Origin of the sequence: Streptomyces sp. NPDC050508 (assembly GCF_040655155.1) — a bacterium.
Classification (GTDB): Bacteria; Actinomycetota; Actinomycetes; order Streptomycetales; family Streptomycetaceae; genus Streptomyces.
The window spans coordinates 146,882-161,477 of record NZ_JBFAJJ010000005.1; the positions used below are offsets into that span (position 1 = coordinate 146,882).

Consider the following 14,596-nt stretch of genomic DNA (forward strand, 5'->3'; position numbering starts at 1 on the left):
TGCGATGTGGGCGCATCGTCCCGCTACCGGTGAAGATTGGCCATACGTCACGACTCACTTGTAGAGGAGGTATTCAGTTCGAACCCGCCGGAAGGCCCTCAACTCCTCCTCCCAGCCCGCCACCACCTCGTCGGTGCCCGCGCCCGAATCGATCGCCGTACGCACCCGGGCCGACCCCGTGAGCTTGTCGATCCAGTTGTCGGAACGCCAACTGAAGCCGCTCCAGACCTTCTTGGCGGTCACCAGCAGCGCGATACCGGTGCGCACGGGGTCGTACGCGGCCCGGTCGTGGAGGTGGATCTGGACCCCGCCGACGGTCTTGCCCTGGAACTTGGAGAAGGTGGGCGCGAAGTACGCCTCCCTGAAGTGCACGCCGGGCAGCCCGAGTTGATTCACCTCGGCGGCCCAACGCCCGTCGATCCCTTCCGCGCCGAGCAGTTCGAAGGGGCGGGTGGTGCCGCGGCCCTCGGACAGGTTCGTGCCCTCGAAGAGACACGTCCCCGAGTACACGAGTGCGGTGTCCGGCGTCGGCATGTTGGGGCTGGGCGGCACCCAGGGGAGCGACCGGGCGTCGTAGAACTCCGACCGCTTCCAGCCCGTCATCAGTACGGTCTCCAGCGGCACGGGTGCTGTCAGGAACTCCCCGTTGAACAGCCGGGCCAGCTCCGCGACCGTCATGCCGTGCGCCTGCGCGATCGGCTGCCGGCCGACGAATGTCGCGAACTCCCGGTGCAGGACCGGACCTTGGGCGGCGCGGCCGGTCACCGGGTTCGGGCGGTCGAGCACCACGAAGCGTTTGCCGGCGAGCTGGGCCGCCTCCATGCAGTCGTACAGGGTCCAGATGTACGTGTAGAAGCGGGCGCCCACGTCCTGGATGTCGAAGACGACGGTGTCCACGGCGGCGGTCTCGAAGATGTCGGCGAGTGGCTGACCGCTCTTCAAGTACGTGTCGTAGACGGGGAGTTTGGTTGCCGGGTCGGTGTAGTGGCCCTCGGAGCCGCCTGCTTGTGCGGTGCCTCGGAAGCCGTGTTCGGGGCCGAAGACCGCGGTGAGGTTCACGTGGGGGCTCGTGTGCATGACGTCGACGATGTGGTGGGCGTCTCTTGTGATGCCGGTGGGGTTGGTGACAATGCCGGTTCGCTGGCCGCTGAGCTGGGCGTAGTCGTGTGCGGCCAGTTGTTCGAAGCCGGTGCGTAGGGTGCGGGGTTTGGTGGTTGCTGGGGTGAGGGTTGCCGCCGGGGTTGCTGCCAGGAGGGTTCGTCTGGTGAGGGGCATGTCGGCACGGTATGGGCTGCCGCGGGTGGTTCGTAGGGTGCCACTCGGTCGTGGTTGCTCGCGCCGTTCCCCGCGCCCCTACGGCAATCTGGTCTTTCGGTGTTACATACCGACCGGTTAGTCTGGTGGGGCAGTGGAGCCGCAGTCGAAGGAGACCGATGGTGGAAGCCGTTCAGGGTGCCGGGGTAGTCGTCACGGGGGCCGGGGGTGGCATCGGGGCTGCGCTTGCGCGGCGGTTCGCTGCCGAAGGGGCCCGGGTCGTTGTGAACGACCTTGATGCCGATCGTGCGAAAGCCGTCGCCGATGAGATCGGGGCGATCGCCGTGCCGGGGGACGCCTCTGCCGTCGTCGGTGCGGCCCGGGACGCCCTCGGTGGGACCGTCGACATCTACTGCGCCAATGCCGGGGTCGGTTCCGGTGGGTCGGAGGCGGCCGGGGAGGACGTCTGGGCGCTGGCCTGGGACGTGAACGTCATGGCTCATGTGCGGGCCGCGGAGGCGTTGATCCCGGGGTGGCTGGAGCGGGGCGGCGGGCGGTTCGTGTCCACCGTGTCGGCGGCCGGGCTGCTCACCATGATCGGGGCCGCGCCCTACAGCGTCACCAAGCACGGGGCGTACGCCTTCGCCGAGTGGCTGTCGCTGACGTACCGGCACCGGGGGATCAAGGTCCACGCGATCTGTCCCCAGGGCGTCCGCACCGACATGCTGGCCGCCACCGGCAGCGCGGGTGACCTGGTGCTCCAGCCGACCGCCATCGAGCCCGACGCGGTCGCGGACGCGCTGATGAAGGGGATCGAGGAGGAGCGCTTCCTGGTTCTGCCGCATCCTGAGGTCGCCGGGTACTACCAGGCCAGGGCCGGTGAACCCGACCGCTGGCTGACCACCATGAACCACATCCAGCAGAAGTGGGAGGCCGGAGAGTGACCGACTCCCTGTACGCCACCAAGCCCTGGGTGGCGCTGCTCAACGAGGCCCAGCGTGGGGCCATCCGTCCGGACGACTCGCTGGTGCACGCCTTGCGTCGGGTTGTGGGCGAGACTCCTGACCGCACCTTCCTCACCTACTTCGACGGCCGGCTCAGCTATCGCGAGTTCGACGAGCTGAGCGACTCCGTCGCCGGGTATCTGGCCGCGCGGGGTCTTGAGCGCGGTGACCGGGTCGCCGTCCTGCTGCAGAACTCGCCGCACTTCGTGATCGCCCTGCTCGGCGCCTGGAAGGCCGGCGCGATCGTCGTGCCGGTCAACCCGATGTACAAGTCGGGGGAGGTCACCCATGTCCTGCGGGACGGCGAGGTGGCCGCGCTGATCTGTACCGACCGGGCCTGGGAGTCGTATCTGCGCGAGACGGCCACGGCGGTCGAGAAGAGCGGGTCTCCCGTGCGGATCGTGCTCACCGCGTGCGAGCTGGATTTCCAGACTCGCGACGACGCGCGCGTGCTCACCTTCGAGCGGCTCCCGCAGGCCGCCGACGCCGAGGACCTGGTGGCCGTCGCCAAGGCGGGGCACAAGGCGCCCGGCGGGCGTGAACCGGCGCCTGCGGACATCGCGTTGATCAGTTACACCTCGGGGACGAGCGGTGCCCCCAAGGGCGCCACCAACACCCACGCCAACATCCTGTACAACGCCGAACGGCAGCGCACCGGGCTCGGGCTGCCGGACGCGCCGGTGTACTTCGCGATGGCGCCGCTGTTCCACATCACCGGGATGGTGTGCCAGTTGGGCGCGTGTCTCGTCAGTGGGGGCTCGCTGGTGCTGGTGTACCGGTTCGAGGGCGGGGTCGTGCTCGACGCCTTCGCCGAGCACAGGCCGCAGTACACGGTCGGCCCGTCCACCGCCTTCATGGCACTCGCCGCGCACCCGGGCGTCACCCCGGACCACTTCGCGTCCTTCCGGAACATCTCCTCCGGCGGCGCCCCGGTGCCGCCCGCCCTGGTGGAGAAGTTCCGGGCCGGCTTCGGGTCGTACATCCGCAACGGCTACGGCCTCACCGAGTGCACCGCGCCCTGCGCCTCCGTACCGCCCGACCTGGAGGCGCCCGTCGACCCGGCGTCCGGGACGCTGGCCGTGGGGTTGCCGGGGCCCGACACCGTCGTACGGATCGTCGACGACCTGGGTGCCGAGGTGCCGTTCGGTGAGCAGGGCGAGATCGTCGTGCGCGGGCCGCAGGTCGTGCCCGGGTACTGGCGGCGGCCCGACGCCACCGCCGAGACCTTCCCGGACGGCGAGCTGCGCACCGGTGACATCGGCTTCATGGACCCGCAGGGCTGGCTGTACGTCGTCGACCGCAAGAAGGACATGATCAACGCGTCCGGCTTCAAGGTGTGGCCGCGCGAGGTCGAGGACGTGCTGTACACCCACCCGGCGGTGCGCGAGGCGGCCGTCGTCGGGGTGCCCGACGGGTATCGCGGCGAGACCGTGAAGGCGTACATCAGTCTCCGTCCGGGCGCCGAAACCGACCCCGATGAATTCGCCGTGTACTGCAAGGAGAGACTGGCCGCCTACAAATACCCGCGCCAGGTGGAGATCCTGCCGGACCTGCCGAAGACGGCAAGTGGGAAGATCCTCCGGCGGGAACTGCGTTCCCGGTCGTACGACAGCGAGTGAACACCTAGGAAAGGCAGGTGGCGGCAGTGCCCAGGACGACCGACGGAGACGGGGCTCCCGTCCCGCAGCGGCTCCTCGCCGCCGCCACCCGGCTCTTCGCCGAGCAGGGTTACGACCGCACCTCGGTGCAGGAGATCGTCGAGGCCGCAGGCGTCACCAAGGGGGCGCTGTACCACTACTTCGGCTCCAAGGACGACCTCCTGCACGAGGTGTACGCGCGCGTGCTGCGCGTCCAGCAGGAGCGCCTGGAGGTGTTCGCGAACGCCGACGAGCCGGTCGAGATGCGGCTGCGGGCCGCCGCCGCGGACGTCGTCGTGACGACGATCGACAACCTCGACGACGCGTCGATCTTCTTCCGGTCCATGCACCACCTCAGCCCGGAGAAGAACAAGCAGGTGCGCGCCGAACGCCGGCGCTACCACGAACGCTTCCGCGCGCTCGTCGAAGAGGGCCAGCGCGAGGGCGTGTTCTCCACCGCGACCCCGGCGGACCTCGTCGTGGACTACCACTTCGGCTCGGTCCACCACCTGTCCACCTGGTACCGCCCCGGCGGCCCGCTCACCCCTCAGGAAGTCGCCGACCACCTCGCGGATCTGCTGCTGCGGGCGCTGCGGCCGTAGTAGCCCTCACGCGTCCGGGGGTGGGGTGAGCCCCGCCTCCCGCGCCCAGGCCGCCGCCTCCGCGCGGTCCGCGACGCCCAGTTTGGCGAGCACCGCGGACATGTGGTTGCTGACCGTCTTCGGGGACAGCCCCAGCCGGGCGGCCACCGTCGAGTTGGGCCGGCCGTCGGCGATCAGGGCGAGTACGTCCCGTTCGCGCGGGGTGAGTGTCGGGCACGGGTCAGGGCGGTCCGGGGGCCTGCTGAGCTGCCCGAGCACGCGCCTCGCGACACCGGGGCCGAAGATGGCCTCACCGGCGGCCACCGCGCGGATCGCCCGGACGATCTCGTCCTGGCCCGCACCCTTGAGGACGTAGCCCATAGCGCCCGCCCGCATCGCGGCGAACACGGAGTCGTCCTCCTCGACCATGGTGAGCATCAGCACGGCCACCCGGGGCGCCACCCGGCCGATCTCCCGCGTCGCCTCGATGCCGTTCAGATCGGGCATCCGGATGTCCATCACCACCACGTGCGGACGCAGGGTCACCGCCGCCCGTACCGCCTCCCGGCCGCTCGCGGCGACCCCGACTACTCGCACCCGCGGGGTCCCGTCCCGTACGGACTCCAGGAGCGCGGCCAGTCCGGTACGGACCACCGGGTGATCGTCGGCGAGGACGACCCGTAGCGCGTCCGCATCGTCCTCGGCCACTTCGGTCACAGGGTCTCGCCCCATCACATCGGCCCTCCCAACGGCAGCGTCGCCACCACCCGCCCGCGCCCCGCCACACACCGGCCGCCCAGTTCGGCCGCGCGCTCCTGCATCGACGTGATGCCCACGCCCGGCGTCCACGCGGTCTCCTCGTCCGTCGGCGAACCGTCGTCGGACACCTCCAGGCGCAGCCCGTCACCGATCTCGATGCGCAGGTCCACATGCGAGGCGCGGGCGTGTCGGGCCGCGTTCGTCAGCGCCTCGATCGCGATGCGGTACGCGGCCACCTCGACGGCGGCGGGCAGCGCGGGCAACCGCTCCGGTGCCCGGACCCGGACCTGGATCGGGGTGCCGTCCGCCCGCCAGGACAACCGCACCGCACGCTCCCGCAACGCGCCCAGCAGCCCCAACTGGTCCAGATCCGGCGGCCGTAGCCCGTCCACCAGTCGGCGCACCTCCGCGACCGCGCCCCCGACCTCGGACCGCAACTCGGTGAGCAGCTCCGCGGCCCGCTCCGGATCGAACGTCAGCAGGTTGCGTACCGCGTCCGCCTGGAAGGCCGCCCCGGCGAGTGTCGGCCCGAGCCCGTCGTGCAGATCGCGGCGGATCCGGCGCCGTTCCTCCTCGCGCGCGGCCACGATCCGCTCCCGGGAGTGCTGCAACTCCCGGGTGAGGTCGGTGGCGTGGAGTGCGGCGGCCAGCGGTACGGCGAACAGCTCCAGGACCGCCAGGTCGGCGGTGTCGGGCTGTTGTTCGCCGGGACGCAGCCCGATCACCAGCGCACCGACGGTCCGGCCGTCGTAGTCGAGCCGTATGGCGTGGATGTGTTCCCCCGGCTCGCCCCAACTCCCGTCCGTCACCCCCGACTTCGACTCCACGCACACGTACGGCAGTCGCAGTGCCTCGCCCACCGCCTCCGGGACCGCGCCGACGCCGGTGCCGGCCAGCCGTTCGCCGATGCGGGAGACCGCGCGCACCGGGTCGTGCCGGTCGCCGTACAGGGCGCGCTCGACCATGCGTTGGAGGAGCCGGCGGGCGGGTTCGAAGGCGAGGGCGAGGGTGACCGCGATCAGTGCCGGGCCGAGCAGCGCGGGGTCGGGGTTGAGGAGGGACTGGACGGAGGTGACGAGGCCGACGTAGGCGACGATCACGCCGACCGTGAGCGCGCCGTAGAGCAGGCTGCGGGAGACGACGAGACGGATGTCGAGCAGTTCCTCGCGGACCACGGCGATCATGATGGCGGTCGGCAGGAACAGCGTGCAGCACGACGTGTAGACCGCCGGGAAGCCGAAGATCTGCAGGGCCACGCTCAACGCCAGCGGGAGCATTCCCGCGATCAGCCACAGCAGCCGGCGGCGGTCCTGCTCTCCGGCGCGCCGGTGGCGCACGGCCATGACGGCGAACACGGCGGCCAGCACCAGGCAGGCCTTGGCGGTCTCGATGTCCCGCAGGGCGGGCATCCAGCCGTCCGGCACCGGGAGGTACGACGGCTGGGCCGGTGTGCCGCGGAACAGCCCCCAGTCGTCCCGCGCCCAGATGGCGAAGTCGAGCGGGGAGGAGAGGAGTTGGGCGACCAGGGCCCAGCGCCAGCGATGGTCGGGCAGCCGGCCGTCGGGGAACAGGAAGAACACGAGGACGAACGCCGTGGAGCTGCCGAGGATCCAGGTGTGACGGCCGGCGGTCGTCAGCGCGTGCAGCAACTCCGGGGACCAGCCCAGCCGTAGGCCCTCGACGGCCAGCCCGATCGACAGACCCGTGAACGCGTGGCCCAGCCCGTAGGCGATCAGCAGCCAGCCGATGGGATTGCGCGGCCGGTGCAGCGCGATCACCGTGCCGCAGACCGGGTAGGCGAGACCGACCGCCAGGTCGACGACCATGTCGTAGTGGATCACGTCCGCGGCGGAGACCCCGGCCGCCGCCAACGCGACCGCCCCGACCGCCACTTGGAGTGCCGCCAGCCCCAGCAGCACGTACGCCGCCGCCGTGCGTAGCGGTGTGCGCCCGTCGCGGTCGTCCATGCACTCCATCGTGGGGGCGCGGCGCCCGGGTGTCCTGGGAACGCTTCCCGGTCCACCCGGGAGAAGTCCCCGGCGCCGCCCGAGGGCTTCCCCTCAACTCCCGGCCCCCGTCGCCGTGATGCTCGTAGCAGCGGAACGGCGGGCACACCGCCGGACCGACCGACAGGAACCAACGGGGGAAACACCATGCTGTCAACGAAGCGGCGCCTGACCGGCGTTGCCCTGGGCTCCCTACTCGTCCTCGGCGGTACGGCGGCGGTGCCGGCCGCGGCGCAGACACCCGCCCGGGCCGCGTGCTCCATCCCGGTCAACGAGTCCCACATCAACCAGCGTTGGAACGCGCTCGGCGGAGCCTCCGGCTGGCTGGGCTGCCCGACCAGCGGCACCAGGGACGTGTACCTGGGCAACGCGTACGCCGGGAAGCGCCAGTACTTCACCTACGGCACCGCCACCTGGTCACCGCGCCAGGGCTCGAACATGGTTGTCGCCGCGTGGCAGGACCGCGGCTACGCCTACTTCAACTGGGGCACGACGGCCCCGGAGCACGGTTACGACTCGTTCCTGGTCCGCTGGACGAGCGCCTCCGACCCCGGGGGCACCCAGCGCGAGTTCGGCGGCGGGGTGTCCGGCCGGATCCGGGTGCTGGAGCGGAACACCGGCGCCTACGTCTTCACCGTCGAGGGCTGCGACATCGGCACCTTCGGCCACACCTGCCGCCAGGGCTGGACGCTGAGGGCGAGCACGCCCAACTGACCATTCACCTCGGGGGAAACGGGGGCTGGAAGGGTGCGACCACCCTTCCAGCCCCTCGTGGTGCTACAGGTACTTCTTCAACTCCCGGCGCGCCAGCGACCGTTGGTGCACCTCGTCCGGGCCGTCGGCCAGCATCAGGGTGCGGGCGCTCGCGTACAGCTCGGCCAGCGGGAAGTCCTGGCTCACGCCGCCCGCGCCGTGCAGCTGGATCGCCTTGTCGAGGATGCCGACGACCGTGCGCGGGGTGGCGATCTTGATGGCCTGGATCTCCGCGTGGGCACCCTTGTTGCCGACCGTGTCCATCATCCAGGCCGTCTTCAGGACCAGCAGCCGCAGCTGCTCCACGGCGACCCGCGCGTCCGCGATCCAGTTGTGGACCACGCCCTGTTGGGCCAGCGCCTTGCCGAACGCGACGCGGGACACGGCCCGTTGGCACATCAGCTCGATCGCCCGCTCCGCCATGCCGATCAGCCGCATGCAGTGGTGGATACGGCCCGGACCGAGCCGCGCCTGGGCGATGGCGAAGCCGCCGCCCTCCTCGCCGATCAGGTTCGTCACCGGCACGCGCGCGTGGTCGAAGATCACCTCGGCGTGGCCGCCGTGGGAGTGGTCCTCGTAGCCGAAGACCTGCATCGCCCGCTTGACGGTGACGCCCGGGGTGTCGCGGGGGACCAGGATCATGGACTGCTGGCGGCGGATGTCGGCGCCGTCCGGGTCCGTCTTGCCCATCACGATGAAGATCTTGCAGTCCGGGTTCATCGCCCCGGAGATGTACCACTTGCGGCCCGTGATGACGTAGTCGTCGCCGTCCCGCTCGATGAGCGTGGTGATGTTGGTGGCGTCGGACGAGGCCACCTCCGGCTCGGTCATCGCGAACGCCGAGCGGATCTCACCGGCCAGCAGCGGCTCCAGCCACTGCTTCTTCTGCTGCTCGTCGCCGAACTGGTACAGCACCTCCATGTTGCCGGTGTCCGGCGCCGCGCAGTTCAGCGCGGTGGGCGCCAAGTGCGGGGAGCGGCCGGTGATTTCGGCGAGGGGTGCGTACTGGAGGTTGGTGAGCCCGCCGCCGTACTCGGCGTCGGGAAGGAAGAGGTTCCACAGGCCCTGCCTGCGGGCCTCTGCCTTCAACTCCCCTACGATCGCAGGGGTGTCCCAGGGGGACGAGAGCTGGGCGCGCTGTTCCTCGGCGACGGGCTCGGCCGGATAGACGTACTCGTCCATGAAGGCCAGGAGCTTGGCGCGCAGTTCCTCGGTGTGTGCGTCGTACGCGAAGTCCATGGTGGATCAGCCCTCCTGAAGGGTGGTCAGGCCGTGCTCGATGAAGACGGGAACCAGTTCGCCGATGCGGTCGAAGCCGCGGCCGACCGTCTGGCCCAGGGTGTAGCGGTAGTGGATGCCCTCCAGGATCACGGCGAGCTTGAACCACGCGAACGCCGTGTACCAGGCGACCGACGACACGTCGCGCCCCGAGCGCGCGGCGTACCGCTCGATCAGCTCGGCCGGTGCGGGGTGGCCGGGGGCCGAAGCGGTGGTGGAAATGGGGGAGTTGGGCAGCTTCAGCGGGATGCTGTACATGACGAGGAGGCCCAGGTCGGTGAGCGGGTCGCCGAGGGTGGACATCTCCCAGTCGAGGATCGCCTTGATCTTGTCGTCCTCGCCGATGAGCACGTTGTCCAGGCGGTAGTCGCCGTGCACGACCGCCGGTGCGGGGGAGGTGGGGAGGCGGCGGCCGAGGGCCGCGTGCAACTCCTCGACGCCTGCCAGCTCGCGGTTGCGGGAGGCGTCCAACTGCTTGCCCCAGCGGCGGAGTTGACGGTCCAGGAAACCCGCGGGCCGGCCGAAGTCGGCGAGGCCCACCTCGGCGGGGTCCACCGCGTGCAACTCGACCAGCGTGTCGACGAGTTCGAGCACCGCGCCCCGGGTGCGCTCCGGGCCCAGCGGGACCAGCTCGTCGGCGGTGCGGTACGGCGTGCCCTCCACGAACTCCATGACGTAGAACGGCGCCCCGAGCACCTCGTCGTCCTCGCACAGGAGGATGGGTCTCGGTACCGGCACGTTCGTCGGGTGCAGGGCGTTGATCACCCGGTGCTCGCGCTTCATGTCGTGCGCGGTCGCCAGCACATGGCCCAGCGGGGGGCGCCGTACGACCCACTTCGCGGTGCCGTCCGTGACCGCGTAGGTGAGGTTCGACCGTCCGCCCTCGATCAGCCGGCCGGACAGGGCGCCGCTCACCAGACCGGGCCGCTCACGGTCGAGCAGACCGCGCAGCCGGTCGAGATCGAGTCCGGGCGGGTGGTCGGGGCTCATACATCACTCCTACGAATGGAGGAACACGTCTCGACCCATCATGCCGACCGGTCGGTATGTCGTCCAGTAGGGGAGTGAAACGTGACCGGGGCCACCATAGGCCGACAGCTCCCCGCGCCGGGCGACGGGGAGCTGTGTGTCAGTGCGTCCAGGCCGTTCCGGGCCATGGGTGTCGGCTCAGTGGTCGTCCCAGTGGCCGTCGTGCTGGGCGTGCCGGTGGCCGTCGTGCACGTAGTCGACGTGGTCGCCGTGCAGGACGCTCTCGTGTCCGCAGTCCTGGCCGTGCTGGTGCGCGTGCTCCTGGTGGGCGACGTGGCCGCCCGGTTCGCACTCGTCCCAGTGGCCGCCGTGCTCGCGGTGCAGATGACCGTCGTGCGCGTAGTCGACGTGGTCGCCGTGCGGCACCGTGGTGTGTCCGCAGTCCGGGCCGTGGGAGTGGGTGTGGGAGGAGTGCTCCAGGTGAAGGGTGGTCATGGTGCTCACCTTCGGAAGTGCGGGCGATGACGACGCACAGGCTGCCACGGGAATCGCCCATATCGGGTGATCCGGGGTGCGTGGCGTGCGGGTGCGGGGTGGAGGTGCTTTGCCCGCGGTGTGTGGTGGGGTCGGGGTCGTGGCGGTACGGCGAGCCCGCCGCTGGTTGCGCCCCTCCGGTGTTGTCACAGTTGAAGGGGTGGGGACCAGCTACGCGGCGGGCTGCGCCGTACCGCCACGACCCGCTCCCGTGCGTTGGCGGGTGCGGGTGCGTGGTCCATCCCGAGGCTCTGGCTCCGCGTCTCAATACACGAGTACCGCCGCGCACACCGCCAGGGCCGCCGTGCACAGCACCGCCGTGGTGGCGTGCCGGGGGGCCAGGGGCGGGGGGATGTCGCCGGCCGCGAGGGTGCGGATGCGGCGGTGGGCCACGGTGAGGAAGGCCAGCCAGAGTGCGCAGCACAAGGCGCAGATGATGATGCCTTCGGCTTGTACGCCGTTGTGCAGTGAGGCCTTCGCGGCCAGTACGGCGGCGACCGTGCTCGACAGGGTCGTGCGCCGCCAGGCCAGTCGGGTGCGTTCGGGCTGGAGGCCCGGGTCGCGGTCCTGGGCCGGGGGCCGTGTCATCCCGCCCATCCGGCGAGTACGACGACGACCATCGCCAGGGCCACCACTGCTACGGCGATGCTCAGGAGCGCCGGGAAGCGGGACACCGGCAGATCCTCGCCCCGGCGCATCGCCCGCTCGCAGCGCACCCAGTGGTTGACCGCGCGCAGTGCGCACAGCACGCCCGCCGCGAGCAGCGCGAGCGCCAGACCGGCCCGCCAGGCCCAGCGCAGGTGCGGCAGGAACTGGTCCACCGCGAAACCCCCGCCGATCAGCGCCAGCGCGGTGCGCAGCCAGGCCAGGAAGGTGCGCTCGTTGGCGAGTGAGAAGCGGTAGTCGGGGGTGGCGCCCTCCTCGCTGATCTCCTGGGGCGCGAACCACAGTCGGACGTTCCGTGCAAAATCGATCACGGGCAGGACCCTATCCGGCCCTTTCTTCCCGGTGCGCCTTGAGTCGGGTGTAGGCCGCCACGCCGTCCGGCACCCACTCCCAGTCATTCAGCCGCCGCTCGATCTCCCGCTCCTCCAGGAAGTCGTGCCACGCGACCTCCTCGACCTGCGGGCTGACCGGAAGCTCGCAGCGGACCTCGTACACCGCCGACCACCAGGTCTGCCCGGCGCCGTCGTCGTACAGGAACTTGAAGAGGAAGGAGGGGTGGGGCAGGCCGTCGACGCCGAGTTCCTCCTCGGCCTCGCGCAGCGCCGCTTCGTCGTAGGACTCGCCCGCGCCGACCACTCCGCCGACGAACATGTCGTAGAGGGACGGGAAGACGAGTTTGGTGGGGGTGCGGCGGTGGACGAAGAGGCGGCCTGCGGCGTCTCGGGCCTGGATGAAGACGGCGCGGTGGCGCAGGCCCTGTGCGTAGGCCTCGCCGCGGGGGGACTGGCCGATGACCCGGTCGTTCTCGTCGACGATGTCGAGGATCTCGTCAGCTGGATTCATGCCCCCATGAAACAGGGGCCGGCGAGCGGTGGGGCCGAGGGCCTCAGTGCGGCTGGAGGGCCGGTGCGGGCCTCGGCTTCGTCGTGCCGCGCGGCATCGCCGGGTGCATGCCCAGGAGCAGGATGCCTACGACGATCCCGGCGAGGCCCACCGCCTCCCAGGCCAGCGCACCCGTGTCGGCGCGCAGGCGGTCGCCCAGGAAGCCCACCCCGCAGATGATCCCGGCGAGTGGCTGGGCCGCGGTGAGGGCCGGCAGGGACATGCGTAGGGGAGCCGTCTCGAAGGCGCTCTGGACGAGGACCAGGCCGGTCACGCCGAGCGCCAGCACGCCGTACGGCTGCCAGCCCGTGACCAGTTCGGTGAGGCCGCCCTCGGTGAAGCGCTGGCCGCTGACCCGGGTGAGCGCGTCCTGCACGCCGTAGAGGAGGCCTGCCGCCAGGGCCAGGAGGACTGGGCCCGAGCTGAGGCGGGAGCGTTTGGCGTACGTCGTGAGGAGGAGGGCCAGGCCCACCATGACGCCGATGATCAGCCAGTGGCGGAAGGGGTCGGTGACGGCTGTGCCGCTCCGTGGTTCGCCCGCGACGATGAAGGTCGTGACGCCGCCCGCCAGGAGTGCGAGGCCCGCCCAGCCCTGCCGGCCCAGGGGCTGTCGGGTCTGCTTGCGGGAGAGGGCCAGGGCGAAGAGGAGGTTCGTCGCGAGGAGGGGTTCCACGAGGGAGACCTCGCCGTTGCTGAGCGCTATCGCGCCGAGCACCATGCCCGCGATCATCAGGCCGATGCCGCCGAGCCAGCGGGGTACCCGCATCAGGTCGAGGAGCAGCCTGGGGGAGAGGAAGTCGCTCAGGGGTGCCTGCTGGGCCACGTTCTGCTGGAGCACGAACCCGAAGCCGAGGCAACAGGCCGCACTCACGGCGAGCATCAGAACCAGAAGGGACACGCTGCGTACCTCGATCGTCAGGCCGGGCTACGGGATGCGTTTGGGCGACTGTAGCGCCCCAGGGCCCGGCTTGCCCCTGGGAGTACCCGGAAGCGGGTGGTCGATCCGGTCACGATGCTCCGACGACCTCGGGCACGATCGGAGGCTGCGGCGGGACCGTGCTGCCATGGTCCGCCGCCGCGCGCCCGAGCGCCATGGCGTACGCCACACCGATGACCCGCGAACGCTTGGGAGCGTACCGCCCCGGGTAGGGGATATGGCCACAAGTGCCTTTTGCGTAACGGAAGTTGACAGGCGTAACAGCCGTACGGCACTTGACGTGAAGTATTGGTGGAGGGTTTGCTGTGCGTGATCGGCCGATAGCGTGCCGATGTCCCGCAGCGTCGCGTGAGGAACGTGAGGAATACCCGGGTGTCCCCACCCCCGCCACCCCTCGGACGCCGCCACAAGCGTGCGTCCCAGGCATTCGACGCGGCGCTCGACGACCACGAACTCGTCGCCGCACGTGCCGCGTTGGCCCAGGGTCGCTGGCAGGCGGCGCGTGTTCTGCTCGCCCGGACGGGCGACGACTGGGACGCCCGCGCCCACCGCGTCACCGTCCTCGCCCTGGAGTCGTACACCACCGCCTGGGCCCGCGACTGGCTGCTCGCCGAACCCGAGTCCGGCGACGCCTCCGTCCTGCTCGCCCTGGCCCTGGTCCAGCGCACGCTGGCGGGCAAGGAGAAACCGGTCCGGGCCCGCGAGGCCTGCCGTACGGCGTCGGCCCGCCTGCCCGACGATCCGACACCGTGGCTCGGACTGCTCCTCCTGGAGCACAGCCTCGGCACCGACGAGGGCGTGGTCCAGCTCTTCGACGAGGTCCGCCACCGGCACGCCGACCACCACCACGCCCACCATCTGATGGTCGCCCGGCTCGCGGAGCGCCGGGCCACCGCGGGCCTCGACCCGCTGCACGAGGTCTACGACTTCGCCTACTGGGCCGCCGAACAGGCCCCCGCCGACTCCCCGCTCGCGATCCTGCCGGTCGTCGCGCACGCCGAGCGCTACCGCGTGCTGGCCGCGGCCGGCCTGGAACCCGCCGACCCGGCCGCCTCCGGACACTGGGCCGGACGCCGGGCCCGGCAGGTGATGAAGGCCGCCTTCGACTGGTGGCTGGAGTGGGAGCACGAGGGCCATCCGCGCCGCCTGGTCGACCTCAACTTCCTTGCCCACGCCAAGTCCTGCGAGGGGCGCGGCGCCGAGGCCGCCGCCCTGTTCCACCGCATCGGGGAGCACCCGACCCCGGCCCCGTGGTCCTACCCGGACCGAGACCCGCTCACCGCCTTCCGTGCCGCACGCGACTGCGCGCTCGGTACGTCGTAACGCCCCCGTAGCG

Annotated in this window: 15 protein-coding genes; 5 read left to right on the forward strand and 10 right to left on the reverse strand. The window is 71.0% G+C overall.

Annotated features, from left to right (window positions below):
• Positions 1–54: 54 nt before the first annotated feature.
• Positions 55–1,275, reverse strand: a complete 1,221-nt coding sequence (locus AB0I69_RS16185) for a DUF1343 domain-containing protein (RefSeq protein ID WP_363096278.1) — start codon at positions 1,273–1,275, stop codon at positions 55–57.
• A gap of 158 nt (positions 1,276–1,433) precedes the next feature.
• On the opposite strand from AB0I69_RS16185, the gene AB0I69_RS16190 reads away from it, so the two are divergent.
• The 3 genes from AB0I69_RS16190 to AB0I69_RS16200 are packed head-to-tail and all read left to right on the forward strand — an operon-like array spanning position 1,434 to position 4,497.
• Positions 1,434–2,198: an SDR family oxidoreductase gene (locus tag AB0I69_RS16190; RefSeq protein WP_363096279.1), complete on the forward strand. Its 765-nt coding sequence runs from the start codon at positions 1,434–1,436 to the stop codon at positions 2,196–2,198.
• Positions 2,195–3,877 (forward strand): AMP-binding protein, encoded by a 1,683-nt coding sequence (locus AB0I69_RS16195; protein WP_363096280.1) that lies wholly within the window; start codon positions 2,195–2,197, stop codon positions 3,875–3,877. Before AB0I69_RS16190 ends, AB0I69_RS16195 begins: the two co-directional genes overlap by 4 nt.
• A gap of 26 nt (positions 3,878–3,903) precedes the next feature.
• Positions 3,904–4,497, forward strand: coding sequence for a TetR/AcrR family transcriptional regulator (locus AB0I69_RS16200; protein WP_363096281.1), 594 nt, complete (start codon positions 3,904–3,906; stop codon positions 4,495–4,497).
• Positions 4,498–4,503: 6 nt separating this feature from the next.
• Here the strand turns inward: AB0I69_RS16200 and AB0I69_RS16205 are convergent, their stop codons facing one another.
• Together AB0I69_RS16205 and AB0I69_RS16210 are read right to left on the reverse strand one after the other, a co-directional pair.
• Positions 4,504–5,193, reverse strand: coding sequence for a response regulator transcription factor (locus AB0I69_RS16205; protein ID WP_363096282.1), 690 nt, complete (start codon positions 5,191–5,193; stop codon positions 4,504–4,506).
• 14 nt (positions 5,194–5,207) lie between these two features.
• Positions 5,208–7,202 carry a histidine kinase gene (locus tag AB0I69_RS16210; protein ID WP_363096283.1) on the reverse strand — a complete coding sequence of 665 codons (1,995 nt, stop codon included), beginning with the start codon at positions 7,200–7,202 and terminating at the stop codon, positions 5,208–5,210.
• Positions 7,203–7,388: 186 nt separating this feature from the next.
• On the opposite strand from AB0I69_RS16210, the gene AB0I69_RS16215 reads away from it, so the two are divergent.
• Positions 7,389–7,955, forward strand: coding sequence for a hypothetical protein (locus AB0I69_RS16215; RefSeq protein ID WP_363096284.1), 567 nt, complete (start codon positions 7,389–7,391; stop codon positions 7,953–7,955).
• Positions 7,956–8,018: 63 nt separating this feature from the next.
• Here AB0I69_RS16215 and AB0I69_RS16220 read toward each other — a convergent pair whose 3' ends face one another.
• The 7 genes from AB0I69_RS16220 to AB0I69_RS16250 form a co-directional block, all read right to left on the reverse strand.
• A complete protein-coding gene (locus AB0I69_RS16220; protein WP_363096285.1) occupies positions 8,019–9,233 on the reverse strand; it encodes an acyl-CoA dehydrogenase family protein in 1,215 nt (404 codons plus the stop codon).
• A 6-nt stretch (positions 9,234–9,239) separates the two neighbouring features.
• The gene (locus AB0I69_RS16225; RefSeq protein WP_363096286.1) at positions 9,240–10,262 is read right to left on the reverse strand and encodes a phosphotransferase family protein; all 1,023 of its coding nucleotides are present in this window, start codon (positions 10,260–10,262) and stop codon (positions 9,240–9,242) included.
• Between the two features lie 177 nt (positions 10,263–10,439).
• Entirely contained in the window at positions 10,440–10,736 is a 297-nt protein-coding gene (locus tag AB0I69_RS16230; RefSeq protein ID WP_363096287.1) for a hypothetical protein, read from the reverse strand.
• A 303-nt stretch (positions 10,737–11,039) separates the two neighbouring features.
• A complete protein-coding gene (locus AB0I69_RS16235) occupies positions 11,040–11,363 on the reverse strand; it encodes a DUF202 domain-containing protein (RefSeq protein ID WP_363096288.1) in 324 nt (107 codons plus the stop codon).
• A complete protein-coding gene (locus tag AB0I69_RS16240; RefSeq protein ID WP_363096289.1) occupies positions 11,360–11,752 on the reverse strand; it encodes a DUF202 domain-containing protein in 393 nt (130 codons plus the stop codon). The genes AB0I69_RS16235 and AB0I69_RS16240 overlap by 4 nt, the downstream gene beginning before the upstream one ends.
• Positions 11,753–11,762: 10 nt before the next feature.
• A complete protein-coding gene (locus AB0I69_RS16245; protein WP_363096290.1) occupies positions 11,763–12,284 on the reverse strand; it encodes an NUDIX domain-containing protein in 522 nt (173 codons plus the stop codon).
• 43 nt (positions 12,285–12,327) lie between these two features.
• On the reverse strand, positions 12,328–13,221 hold the full coding sequence (locus tag AB0I69_RS16250; protein WP_363096291.1) for a DMT family transporter: 894 nt from the start codon (positions 13,219–13,221) through the stop codon (positions 12,328–12,330).
• Between the two features lie 411 nt (positions 13,222–13,632).
• On the opposite strand from AB0I69_RS16250, the gene AB0I69_RS16255 reads away from it, so the two are divergent.
• Positions 13,633–14,583 carry a hypothetical protein gene (locus AB0I69_RS16255; protein WP_363096292.1) on the forward strand — a complete coding sequence of 317 codons (951 nt, stop codon included), beginning with the start codon at positions 13,633–13,635 and terminating at the stop codon, positions 14,581–14,583.
• The last annotated feature ends 13 nt before the right edge of the window (positions 14,584–14,596 follow it).

What these genes read in the sequence shown, in the direction of transcription:
- AB0I69_RS16185 (WP_363096278.1), bottom strand. Translation starts at nt 1,275, where the DNA reads ATGCCCCTCACCAGACGAACCCTCCTGGCAGCAACCCCGGCGGCAACC.
- AB0I69_RS16190 (WP_363096279.1), top strand. Translation starts at nt 1,434, where the DNA reads ATGGTGGAAGCCGTTCAGGGTGCCGGGGTAGTCGTCACGGGGGCCGGG.
- AB0I69_RS16210 (WP_363096283.1), bottom strand. Translation starts at nt 7,202, where the DNA reads ATGGACGACCGCGACGGGCGCACACCGCTACGCACGGCGGCGGCGTAC.
- AB0I69_RS16215 (WP_363096284.1), top strand. Translation starts at nt 7,389, where the DNA reads ATGCTGTCAACGAAGCGGCGCCTGACCGGCGTTGCCCTGGGCTCCCTA.
- AB0I69_RS16220 (WP_363096285.1), bottom strand. Translation starts at nt 9,233, where the DNA reads ATGGACTTCGCGTACGACGCACACACCGAGGAACTGCGCGCCAAGCTC.
- AB0I69_RS16225 (WP_363096286.1), bottom strand. Translation starts at nt 10,262, where the DNA reads ATGAGCCCCGACCACCCGCCCGGACTCGATCTCGACCGGCTGCGCGGT.
- AB0I69_RS16230 (WP_363096287.1), bottom strand. Translation starts at nt 10,736, where the DNA reads ATGACCACCCTTCACCTGGAGCACTCCTCCCACACCCACTCCCACGGC.
- AB0I69_RS16235 (WP_363096288.1), bottom strand. Translation starts at nt 11,363, where the DNA reads ATGACACGGCCCCCGGCCCAGGACCGCGACCCGGGCCTCCAGCCCGAA.
- AB0I69_RS16245 (WP_363096290.1), bottom strand. Translation starts at nt 12,284, where the DNA reads ATGAATCCAGCTGACGAGATCCTCGACATCGTCGACGAGAACGACCGG.